The sequence below is a fragment of the Falseniella ignava genome (assembly GCF_002847645.1).
GTDB lineage: Bacteria > Bacillota > Bacilli > Lactobacillales > Aerococcaceae > Falseniella > Falseniella ignava.
Map to the genome: position 1 here is coordinate 2,611 of NZ_PKHE01000028.1, position 11,425 is coordinate 14,035.

The window sequence follows — 11,425 nt, forward strand, 5'->3', positions numbered from 1 at the left end:
CCTCTACCTCCACGACCTATCCGATAGGACTCCAAATGTATTTCATATATCTGTACCCCAAGGCTACAATGCAAGCCATATCAAAAAAAGATATGAGGATCTACAAATTCACTATGTAAAGAAAGATTTATACGAACTAGGAAAGGCAGAAATAAAATCACCACAAAGCAACCTTATCCCAGTTTATGATATTGATCGAACAATTTGCGATATCATAATCGAAAGAGAAAAAATAGATAAACAGATTTTTACAGAAGCCTTAAAAAGATACTTTAAATCACCAAATAAAAATCTAAGACGACTCATAAAATACAGTAGACTATTAAAAATAGAGGAGGAAATTAGGAAATATATGGAGGTATTATCGTGACTAATATCGAAAGTATAAAGGGCAAGATAAGAAGTCTAGCAGAGAAGAAAAATCTGAAGTCGCAAGAAGTTCTACAAATATATTTTTTCGAAAGATTTTTAGAAAGACTATCTAAATCACAATACAAAAATAATTTTGTAATAAAGGGAGGATTCTTAATATCATCCTTGATCGGTATTGGAAATAGAACAACTATGGACATGGACACAACCATTAAAGGCATAGCTCTAAAAGAAAAAAGAATAAAAGAAATTGTAGAAGAAATGATAAATATAGATGTCGATGACGGAATAAAATTTGAAATAAAAGACATCAGTTATATAAGAGAAGAGGACGAGTACGAAAACTTTAGAATATCCCTAATAGCAAATGTTGGGAAAACTAAAAATCCAATGAAACTAGATCTAACAACAGGAGACGCAATAACACCCAAAGAAATAGAATATACCTATCCCTGTATCTTTAGCAAAGAAGCTATAAAAATAATGGCATACCCATTAGAAACAATTCTCGCAGAAAAATATGAAACCATAATCAGAAGAAATATAACAACAACACGAATGAGAGACTTTTACGACCTATACACCCTCTACAAATTAAAAAAAGATGAGATAGATTATAAAATTTTAAAAGAAGCAATAGAAAGAACCTCAAACCAAAGAGGAAGCTGGGAGATAATGCAAGACTATGAGGAAATAATCGAGGATATAAAAGAAGATTCATACCTAAGATCCTTGTGGGAAGTATATCTCAGTGAAAATAAATACATTGGAGATTTGACCTTTGATAAAGTGGTTGATGTAGTGACAACTTTATCAAATAGAATTAATGAGATGTAATTTAACGGACGCTGTATGGCAAATTGTAGACAAGAAAATATTTAGGTAAAAGAGAAGTGGAATTATTCTACTTCTTTTTTATTTTAAAATTTGCTAAAAAATATAATTTTTCGTGTTTTCATAAATTAAGTATGGGCAGTAGAAGGATGACATTTGAATGAAGATACCAAGATTTTTTCATCAGTTTTTTCACTCTTAGTTATATAATCTATTGCCAAATTTAGAGTTGATTTTATAGGATGTATTTTTGTAATTGCCATACTAATCACCAGAACTTTCTTTTGATTTGTTAAGAAGTAGGGAATAGATCTGCCATATTTCTTTTGATAATTTTTCTATCTGTTTATTCATAGATTCAATTTCATTTTTGTAAATAACACCAGTTGTATTAGTAGCTTTTGCAATCTGGTTTATATTATTTGTTGCATTTGAAAGTAGCCATTGTAAGTTTCTAAATGGTTCTAAATCTACAACATAAATCTCTTTTTCTAATACACATTTCCTAAGAAAGTGGGACATAGTTTTGCAGTTTGCAAGTTTCATTTTCTTTTCAAAAACTTCTTTTTCTTCCCTAGTTAGTTTTATTTCTATTCTTTCATTTCTAAATCTATTTGCCATTTTATTCTCCTTTATAAAATATATTTCGGGGTCTTAGGGTTCTCCCTAACAAGGTAAAAATTAAAAAATGGAGCATTCCGTAAAGGTCTGCTCCATTAATTTTTTCGTAAGTGTCCGTACACTGACTTTGCTTGCTATTAAAGTTATTAGCGTTAAGCGTGTTATTTAATTACTATCATTATACCATAAAATTGAAATGTTTGTATCTAATAGAAAAGCTTAAAATATAGATGTACGATTAATATGCTATAGTGTATTTTTAGTATAAAATCTAATTTTTGGGTATAATTTAATTAATTATTATGATGCATTAGGAGGTAGAGTTTTGGAATTAAATCATGAAGATATTATAGAAAATGTACTTGAAGGATATATTTTTTCTGAAAAAAAGGTTACTGATGAATGTAAAATTTATACAATTGAAAATTCTACTGGCTGTGGCGAAATGCGTTGCTACAATTTATTTGAAGGTGTTCAATTATCTTATAATAATCTAAATATGGAGACAGCATATCAAAAAATAAATCCTAAAAGCGGGGTTTTAAAAATAGATCATTGCTTAGAGGGATGTTATGAGTTTAAACTTGAAAATAATGAACGTGCTCTGATAGGTAAAGGTGATCTAAGTGTAATCGAAATAGGTAAAGTTCCTTTTGAAGATTCATGCATACCAACAAAAAAATATGTGGGACTTTCAATATTTATTGATATTGAAAAGGCACAAAAATCTATTGATAAATACTTTCCGTATGCAAAAATTGATTTGTTAGAAATAAAAGATCGTTTGTGTAAAAATGGTGCAGCTTTAATTATTCATTCACGTCATGAGATAGACCATGTTATTAGTGAACTTTATAGAGTAGATTCTAGAATAAGACTTTCTTATTCAATTATAAAAACAATAGAGTTGTTATTATTTTTAAATTTATTTGAAAGTTCAGATACTTTTAAGTTAACATCTTTTTCAGAACCAGTATATAAAGCAACTGTAGAATCATATAAGACGATTCTAAATAATCCTTTTGAAAGATATTCTATTTCTGATTTATCAAAAAAATATGCTATTTCAGAATCCAGTTTGAAGAGATGTTTCATATACATAACTGGAAGCTCAATAGGTAATTTTATTAGGGAAAATTGTTTAGAAGCCGCTGCTAAATTATTAATTCATAAACCCTTAATGTCAATAGGAGAGATTTCTGATTTGTCAGGATATTTGAATCCTAGTAAATTTTCTGAGTCATTCAAAAAACATTTTGGGCAAACTCCTCAAGAATATAGAAAAAAATCCGTCTGACCTTTTTAGAGCAAATAAAGAGCTGTCAGGTTATAAAGAAAATATCCATCTTACTTTATAATAAAGTTGAGATGGATATTTTTTTGTAAATATTCTCTATACACATTCTATGTACATTTTATTAATTAACGGAGGTGTTTTATGAACAATAAAAAATGACTACAAAAGATGTAGTAACAGTAGCTATTATGATTGCTTTATTTTATGCAATATCTATTGTTATTGGAATGAGTATGGTTGCTGTTCCGGTTGTATATATTTATGGTACTGCTGGAATTGAAATGTTTATAGGAGCTATTTTCTACTTAGTAGCAGCTAACAGACTTAATAAACATGGGCTATTATTTATATGGATATTAATTTATGGTCTTATCACAGCAGCTATGGGTTATGTGTTTATGCTTCCATATTTTATTGGACTTGCTATTTTGTGTGAAATAGTAATGATAGGCAAAGACACTTATATAAATCCAATAAGAAATATGATTGGCTGGAGTGTTTATGGTGCTGGTATGTTCATGGGAATAGGAGTTCCATGTTGGATAGCTTGGGAATCTTATCAAAAGCAAGCTTTAGAGAGTGGGTTTGCAGATAAGACATTAACATTGCAATATAATTTGGTATCTTCACCAAAACTACTATTATTAGGTGTAACAATAACCGTTATATTATCTGCTTTAGGTGTTTTGTTTGCACAAAAAATTCTTAAAAAGCACTTTAAAAAGGCGGGTATTTTAGAGTAAATGGAGATATATGGGAAATGAAATAGAAAAAATAAGTGGAATAACTTGTCTTTTTTTAACTATAATTTCCTGTATGGTGTCAATATTTACAAAAAGTTACTATATGCATGCTCTGTTTGTAGGATGGCTTTGTATGCTTTTAGCATATTTTGGTTTTATCAAGCAGAGCATTATTTATTTTATGATATATAGTTTTACTACATTTTGGTTATTAAAAATGATACCTAGTGGTGTAGTTATAATTTCTCCAATGCTTTTGGGAATGTTGTATAAATTCATAGTTCCAATCATGGCAGGATTTTTAACTTTTAAGATACCATCAGGAAAATTAATTTCAATATTTCACAAATTAATGTTGCCACGAAATTTTGTACTTGTATTAACGGTAATTATTCGATTTGTACCAACAATTGCTGGAGAATTTAGAACAATAAAAGAAGCTATGAAAGTAAGGGGATTTACAGGTAACTTCTTTCATATTTTATCAAATCCTTTGAGGACTCTTGAATATGCCATAGTTCCTTTAATTTTTCGTTCTATAAAAGTAGGAGATGAATTATCAGCAGCAGCGATTGTTAGAGGAATTGAAAACCCAATAAAAAGGGATTCATATTATAGCAACAAGTTGTGTAAATTAGACATAATTATAATAACTGCAAGCTTTGTTTTATTTATATTATGTCTTATATGAGAGGTGCACCATTGAATAATAAAGTGGAAATTAGAAAATTATCTTTTTCGTATAATAGCAATAAAGATGAACAGTTGAAAGATATAAATTTAGACATTAAAGATGGTGAATGTTGTGTAATTATAGGGGAGTCTGGATGTGGAAAGTCTACTTTAACAAGAACTATAAATGGCTTGATTCCAAATTTTTACGAAGGAAATTTAGATGGAGAAGTATTTGTTGACGGCAAATCTATTAGAAATTTAAAATCCTGGGAAATAGCAAAGTTAGTCGGTAATGTATTTCAAGATCCTAGAAGCCAATTTTTTGCCAATGAAGTTAATGGAGAAATTGCATTTGGACCGGAAAATTTGGGATATAAGCGTGATGAAATAATAAGAAGAGTAAATGAATCAAGTGAGAAAATGAATATTGATAAATTGTTAAATAATAGGATATACAATTTATCCTATGGAATTAGGCAAAAAGTAGCAATTTGTTCAGCGAGAGCTATCGAACCATCTATATATGTATTTGATGAACCATCTGCAAATCTTGATTTACAATCAATATATAAATTTTCAAAACTTGTAATGAACTTAAAAAAAGAAGGAAAAACTATAGTAATTGTTGAGCATAGGTTATTTTATTTAAAAGGAATAGCTGATAGGTATTTATTGATACAAAATGGATCTTTAATAAATAGTTATAAAGCAGAAGAATTTGAAAAAATCAGTTCAAAAGACTTAAATGCATTGGGCTTACGCTCAATAAATCTTAATGATATTGTTGTAGATGACCACAAAGTTAAAGAAAAAGAAATTAGTAGTGACAATTCTTTTGATTTTGAGGTGAAAAATATTAGTAAAAAATATAAAAATAATTTCGTACTAAAAGATGTGTCACTTAAATTTGATAGCAATGAGACTATTGCTTTAGTAGGAATAAATGGAACAGGTAAAAGTACACTCGGTAAAATTTATTCTGGGATTCAAAATCAGACTGATGGAGAAATAAAGATAAATGGACTCAAAGCTAATAAAAAGATGAGGTTAAGCAAAGTGTGGTATATTCCTCAAGATTTAGACTCTCAATTATTTGGGGAAGATTTGATGGATGAATTATTAACTGGGTTAAAAAATAGAGAAGATTATATCACGAAAGCAGAGGAACTTTTAAAAAAAGTTGGATTATTTGATATAAGAGATAAGCATCCAGCAACTTTATCAGGTGGTCAAAAACAGAGATTGGTTCTATGCGTAGCTATGTTGAGAGAAACACCTTTTATTATATTGGATGAGCCGACATCAGGGCTTGATTTCAGGAGTATGGATAAGGTGGGGAGATTAATCAAAGAGGAACAAAAAAAGGAACAAAATTTTTGATAATTTCTCATGATATTGAATTTATAGCAAAGACGTGTGATAGACTTGTAAAACTAGAGAATGGGATAATAACAGAAGATTTTTATATTGATAATATAGGACAGCTGTTAAGAGCTATGGAGGCTAAATAATTTAGGAGGTGCGTAATGGAAGTTTTAAAAAAGCATATAGGACAAATTTTATCATCAGTTATTATTGCAGTAATTGGTGTTTTTTGTAGTGTTGTACCATATTTTGCTTTAGCTAAGATTACTCAAAATATAGCAATTAGTAATACAGATTTAGAATTCTATATAAGACCAATTTTGCTTATTTTAGGTGGGTTAATAGGAAGTGTTATTTTTCATGAGATTTCAACTTTAATTTCTCACAATTTAGCATTTCGCATAATAGAGGATGAGAGGAAGAAACTTGTAAGAAAAATTAATAGATTATCAATGGGAGAGATTGAAAAACGATCTAGTGGAGAATGGACTCAGTTTATGGTAGAAACTTTGAATAAAATTGAGCAACCGATAGCTCATGTTATTCCTGAAGTAATAGCTAATCTTATCATTCCAATCGCTTTAGTAGTTATTATTTTTATAATGGATTGGAGGATTGGAATTGCAAATCTTATTACATTACCACTAGGGGTGTTATTTTCAATTCTAATGATGGGTGGATATGAAGAAAAATCACGAAATTATCAAGAAGCCGCAAAAAACATGAATACAACAGCTGTTGAATATATTAGAGGTATTCAAGTTATAAAGGCATTCAATAAATCTGCATCATCATATGGAAAATTTGTAGATGCTGTAAATAGTAATAGAGACAGTATGCTAAATTGGTATTTAAGTGTTTGTTTCTATATGACAGCAGCAATGGAAGTTTTACCATCAACTTTATTATTTGTTTTACCAACTTCTTTATACTTGTATATGAATGGAAGTATTGAAGTAGGCAATCTAATAATGTGTGTTTTATTATCTTATGCCTGCTACAAACCTTTGATTAAAGCTATGAGTCATATTGATACTATGGCGAATGTGAGAGTTGTAATTGATGAAATAAAAAATGTTATGGAGTTACCAGAGTTAGAACGAGGTAATGGAGAGGAAAAAATAAGATCATACGATATTAATTTTGAAAATGTATGTTTTGCCTATAATGATAAGAAAAAAGTTTTTGATAACTTATCCTTTAGTGCAAAAGAAAATAAACTTACAGCTATTGTTGGTTATTCTGGCGGTGGAAAATCCACTATTGCTAAGCTAATTGCGGGATATTGGAACATTAATAAAGGGAAAATATCCGTAGGAAATGTAAATCTTAAAGATGTTTCTCTTGAAAAGAACATGGAACTTGTAACCTATGTATCACAAGAAAATTATCTATTTAGAAAAAGTATTATAGATAATATGAGAATGGCAAATCAAAATGCTAGTATTGAAGAGATAAAAGACGCTTGTAAAAAAGCTTCTTGTCATGACTTTATTATGAGTCTTCCTAATGGATATGAAACCATAATTGGAGAATCTGGGAGCAACTTGTCTGGAGGAGAGAGACAAAGACTTACAATAGCAAGAGCTTTGCTTAAAGATAGCCCAATAGTTTTATTAGACGAAGCTACAGCATATTCTGATCCAGATAATGAAGCTGAAATTCAAAAATCTATAGATGCATTAGTTGAAAATAAAACGGTTATTATGATTGCTCATAGGCTTTCTACAATAATAGGAGCCGATAAGATCATAGTATTAAACAATGGGGAAATTGAAGCAGAAGGAACTCATAAAGAACTTCTTGGAAAAAGTGAAACATATGCAAAAATGTGGAAATCACACATAAGTTTATCAAACGATAGGGGTGAGTAAATGAAAGAATTAATTCACAAGTTATATTGGGTCGCTGGAAAAGAATCTTCCAAAATTAGCAAGATGTTTTTCTTTGAAGTATTAAAAAGTATATTTGAAGGAATATCCCTTGGAGCTACAATGTTGCTTTTACTTAAAATATTTCAAAATATATTTGAAGGAAGAAATATTACACAAGAAGACATCTATGTCGTATTTGCAATAGCTCTACTAAGTGTAGTAGGGAAAATATTATCTAGTTATATGGCTGATAGAAATAAATACATCGCAACTTACAATATGGGAGCAGAAAATAGGCTATATATAGGTGATCAGCTAAAAAAAGTGAATATGGGATATTTTAGCAGTAATCGCCTTGGAAACATTTCAGGCGGATTAACCACAGTTATAGGTGAACTTGAAACCGTAGGAGTTAATATAATAGAAACTTTATTTGTGGGAGTAATTCAAACTATAATAATGGCGATATTTATGATTCCGTTTGATATAGTTACAGGTTCTATAATTTTAGGAACTTTATTCTTAGGAATGTTATGCAATGTTATCTTTCAAAAGAAATCAGATGAGTTGACTAAAAAATTACAAGCGTTAAAAATAAATCTAAACGCATCTACTTTAGAGTATGTTAAAGGTATTAGCGTCATTAAGTCGTTTGGAAAAAGTGGTGAAATGACTAAAGAATTGGACAGAGAGATTTATAAAAATAGAAGAGGCTTTATAAATGTTGAAAAAACTGTAGCACCTGCTGCTTTGATATTTCTAATTATATTTAAATTAGGGATTTGTCTTATTATATTTTCAGCTATTTATAGATTTTGTATAGGAGAAATTGATCACTATAAAGCTGTAATGCTTGTAGTGTCTAGTTTTATTGTTTTTTCTGGTTTTGAAATGGCTGGAAGTATGCAAAACGTTAGAGGAATAGCTATACAAAACTTGGATTCAATTGCTAAACTTAGGAATTTACCAACAATTTCAGAAGGCACAAGAACAAGCTTCGAAAAAGGAGATATAAATCTAAAGGACGTTGACTTCTCATATGACGAACAGAACTTATTTAACCGTTTAAATTTAGATATTCCAAAAGGTAAGACTACAGCAATTGTAGGTGGTTCTGGAAGTGGAAAAACAACACTTTGTAATTTGATAGCTAGATTTTGGGATGTAGATTCTGGAGAAATATTGATTGATGATAATAACATAAAAGATTTTAGGTATGACAATCTGTTATCTAATTTCACTTTTGTTTTTCAAGACGTCTATTTATTTGATGACACTATAAAAAACAACATTAAGTTCGGAAATCCAGAAGCTAGTGATGAGGAAGTTATTAATGTTGCTAAGCAAGCACAGTGTCATGAATTTATTATGAAGTTGTCAGATGGTTATGACACAGTTTTACAAGAGGGTGGTTCAAATTTATCTGGAGGAGAGCGTCAGAGAATATCTATAGCAAGAGCTATGCTAAAACCAAGCAGAATTATTATTCTTGACGAAGCTACTTCAAGTGTAGATCCAGAAAATGAACAACAACTTATAACTGCTTTAAACAATTTGTTAAAAGATAAAACTGTAATTGTGATTGCACATAAACTTGAAACTATTAAAAATGCTGATCAAATTGTTGTTATGGATAAAGGAAATATTGAAAGTATTGGTAAACATAAAGAGCTTATGGAAAAATCACACATATACAAGAGTTTTATTGAGAAAAGAGAAAAAGCTACTGGTTGGAAAATTGAATAAAATTTAATAGAGGATGATTTTATGAAACAAGATATGAAAGAACAATTATTAACAAAAAGACCCATAGATTTACTTTTTCAATTATCTGTCCCTGCTGTAATAGGAATGATAGTAATAGGTCTTTATCCACTAATGGATGGAATTTTTGCAGGAAATATTATAGGACAAACAGCAATGACAGCTTGTGGTGTAGCTATGCCACTTACATTTTTCAATAGTGGTGTATCTACACTTATTGGTGTAGGTTCAGCATCGGTTTTATCAAGAGCTATAGGAAAGGGCGACAAAAAAACAGTTGATAAAATTATGGGGAATTTAATCTTTTGGGTTATTCTATTCTCATCAATTATTACAATAGGCGGAATTTTACTTGCACCACATTTTTTAGATATGGTTGGAGCAAGTGGAGAAATTAAAGAATATGGTATCAGATATTTACGAGTAATTTTTATTGGTTCTTTATTTGTAAACTTTACTCAATCAGCAAACATGGTTATGCGTGGAGAAGGATTAATGAAAAAAGCAATGCTCATTATGGGGCTAGGAGCTTTTTTAAACATAATTCTTGATCCAATTCTAATGAAATTAATGGGAAAATACGCAATAGAAGGGGCTGCACTTGCAACTATTACAGCACAATTCGTTCAAGCGATAATAACACTCCATTACTTCAAATATAAAAGTAAAGCAGTAAAAATAAATAAAATCAAACCTGATCAGGAAATAAAAAGAGAAATGTTTGGCGTAGGGTCATCTGCTATGATGATGCAAATTTTATTTATGATTCAACAAACAATGCTATATAAAATGTCATTTAAATATGGCGGAGATACAAATGCTATCTTGATGGCAGCAACACTTAGAATATATGCCTTTTCATTCATTCCACTTTGGGGAATGAGTCAAGGTTTACAACCTGTAGTTGGTACAAATTTTGGAGCGAAAAAATACGACAGAGTAAAAGAAGCTATGAAAGTATTTTCTATCGGAGGATTAGTTCTTGCATCAATATTTTGGATACCAGCATTAGCATTTTCAAAGAATATTCTTTCTTTATTTGGAGTAGAAGAAAGTATTATAACTCAGGGAATAGGAAACTTTAGACTATTTTATTCTATCTTTATCCTATATGGAGTAATGGTAATGACTATAACATTCTTCCAATCAATAGGAAACGCTAAAAAAGCCGGCATAATAGTAATGCTAAGACAGTTATTTTTATTCGTACCTGCCATGATTATTTTACCAATGATATTTGGAGTTAAAGCAGTATGGTTTGCAGAACCCCTTGTAGATTTAATTATGATAATAGCTGGTGTAGTAATGATGTTTGGGGAATTAAATAGGATGGATAAAATTAGTTTGAAAAACTAAATACAAATAACAATCGAAAGAGTTTCTTTCATTTTAGAGGATTTATGCCTAGTAGCATAAGTCCTCATTTTTTTATGCTCAAATTAATCATTAAAACTCAAAAATACTATAAAAAATAAAAATTCAGGTTACCAAAGAGGGCAAATTCCACTATATAAAGTGAGGGGTATTTTTTCATCTTTCTATAAAAATCCAAATACTTTGAAGTGTGAAGATTCTTGAAATTGATTATGTGAGATTAGCATTTTTTAAATTTAATTCACTTATCAAGGTAAAAAAATAACTTACATAGGAGGTAAAATGCAAGCAATAAAGGTTTATAGTATGAGAGTTGCTATGTTATGTAGACTTTATGATCTTAAATTAATTAATGATAAGGAATACACAAAAATAAAAAATAGAATAGAAAATGATTATAAAAAGAGAGATAGAAAGTGATAAAGTCCATATAATTGTGTAAAAGTTAAAAGGCCATGTAACAGCCCTTTTACGGTACAATGTTTTTAACCACTAAAAACATACCC

The 11,425-nt window shown here is 29.6% G+C and carries 10 protein-coding genes and 2 pseudogenes; 10 read left to right on the forward strand and 2 right to left on the reverse strand.

The features are described from left to right. Both CYJ57_RS07440 and CYJ57_RS07445 read left to right on the forward strand, forming a co-directional pair. Window positions 1-370 (forward strand): type IV toxin-antitoxin system AbiEi family antitoxin domain-containing protein (locus tag CYJ57_RS07440; protein WP_425319860.1); only part of this gene is annotated, 370 nt, incomplete at its 5' end. Then, window positions 367-1,209 (forward strand): nucleotidyl transferase AbiEii/AbiGii toxin family protein, encoded by an 843-nt coding sequence (locus tag CYJ57_RS07445; RefSeq protein WP_101954747.1) that lies wholly within the window; start codon window positions 367-369, stop codon window positions 1,207-1,209. The genes CYJ57_RS07440 and CYJ57_RS07445, both read left to right, overlap by 4 nt. Window positions 1,210-1,337: 128 nt before the next feature. Here CYJ57_RS07445 and CYJ57_RS07450 read toward each other — a convergent pair. Both CYJ57_RS07450 and CYJ57_RS07455 read right to left on the reverse strand, forming a co-directional pair. Next, window positions 1,338-1,469 (reverse strand): annotated as a pseudogene (locus CYJ57_RS07450) (relaxase/mobilization nuclease domain-containing protein); the annotation flags it as partial. 1 nt (window position 1,470) lies between these two features. Next, complete coding sequence (locus tag CYJ57_RS07455) at window positions 1,471-1,827, reverse strand: plasmid mobilization protein (RefSeq protein ID WP_101954749.1); 357 nt, start codon at window positions 1,825-1,827, stop codon at window positions 1,471-1,473. Window positions 1,828-2,152: 325 nt separating this feature from the next. On the opposite strand from CYJ57_RS07455, the gene CYJ57_RS07460 reads away from it, so the two are divergent. The 8 genes and pseudogenes from CYJ57_RS07460 to CYJ57_RS07875 all read left to right on the forward strand — a co-directional run bounded on the left by CYJ57_RS07460 (window position 2,153) and on the right by CYJ57_RS07875 (window position 11,339). Then, the gene (locus CYJ57_RS07460; protein ID WP_101954750.1) at window positions 2,153-3,124 is read left to right on the forward strand and encodes a helix-turn-helix domain-containing protein; all 972 of its coding nucleotides are present in this window, start codon (window positions 2,153-2,155) and stop codon (window positions 3,122-3,124) included. Window positions 3,125-3,279: 155 nt separating this feature from the next. Next, complete coding sequence (locus CYJ57_RS07465) at window positions 3,280-3,867, forward strand: MptD family putative ECF transporter S component (protein WP_070609668.1); 588 nt, start codon at window positions 3,280-3,282, stop codon at window positions 3,865-3,867. 10 nt (window positions 3,868-3,877) lie between these two features. Further along, window positions 3,878-4,558, forward strand: a complete 681-nt coding sequence (locus CYJ57_RS07470) for an energy-coupling factor transporter transmembrane component T (RefSeq protein WP_101954751.1) — start codon at window positions 3,878-3,880, stop codon at window positions 4,556-4,558. 11 nt (window positions 4,559-4,569) lie between these two features. Then, a pseudogene (locus tag CYJ57_RS07475) lies at window positions 4,570-6,053 on the forward strand (ABC transporter ATP-binding protein). Window positions 6,054-6,068: 15 nt separating this feature from the next. Beyond that, window positions 6,069-7,781, forward strand: coding sequence for an ABC transporter ATP-binding protein (locus tag CYJ57_RS07480; protein WP_101954752.1), 1,713 nt, complete (start codon window positions 6,069-6,071; stop codon window positions 7,779-7,781). After that, complete coding sequence (locus CYJ57_RS07485; protein ID WP_016648523.1) at window positions 7,782-9,527, forward strand: ABC transporter ATP-binding protein; 1,746 nt, start codon at window positions 7,782-7,784, stop codon at window positions 9,525-9,527. Between the two features lie 21 nt (window positions 9,528-9,548). Continuing rightward, window positions 9,549-10,901, forward strand: coding sequence for an MATE family efflux transporter (locus tag CYJ57_RS07490; RefSeq protein ID WP_101954753.1), 1,353 nt, complete (start codon window positions 9,549-9,551; stop codon window positions 10,899-10,901). 300 nt (window positions 10,902-11,201) lie between these two features. Further along, window positions 11,202-11,339 carry a hypothetical protein gene (locus CYJ57_RS07875; RefSeq protein WP_023054952.1) on the forward strand — a complete coding sequence of 46 codons (138 nt, stop codon included), beginning with the start codon at window positions 11,202-11,204 and terminating at the stop codon, window positions 11,337-11,339. The last annotated feature ends 86 nt before the right edge of the window (window positions 11,340-11,425 follow it).

Bases quoted from the DNA above. Each gene is read 5' to 3' on its own strand.
- CYJ57_RS07470 (WP_101954751.1), top strand. From the start codon at position 3,878: ATGGGAAATGAAATAGAAAAAATAAGTGGAATAACTTGTCTTTTTTTA.
- CYJ57_RS07480 (WP_101954752.1), top strand. From the start codon at position 6,069: ATGGAAGTTTTAAAAAAGCATATAGGACAAATTTTATCATCAGTTATT.
- CYJ57_RS07465 (WP_070609668.1), top strand. From the start codon at position 3,280: ATGACTACAAAAGATGTAGTAACAGTAGCTATTATGATTGCTTTATTT.
- CYJ57_RS07875 (WP_023054952.1), top strand. From the start codon at position 11,202: ATGCAAGCAATAAAGGTTTATAGTATGAGAGTTGCTATGTTATGTAGA.
- CYJ57_RS07455 (WP_101954749.1), bottom strand. From the start codon at position 1,827: ATGGCAAATAGATTTAGAAATGAAAGAATAGAAATAAAACTAACTAGG.
- CYJ57_RS07485 (WP_016648523.1), top strand. From the start codon at position 7,782: ATGAAAGAATTAATTCACAAGTTATATTGGGTCGCTGGAAAAGAATCT.
- CYJ57_RS07490 (WP_101954753.1), top strand. From the start codon at position 9,549: ATGAAACAAGATATGAAAGAACAATTATTAACAAAAAGACCCATAGAT.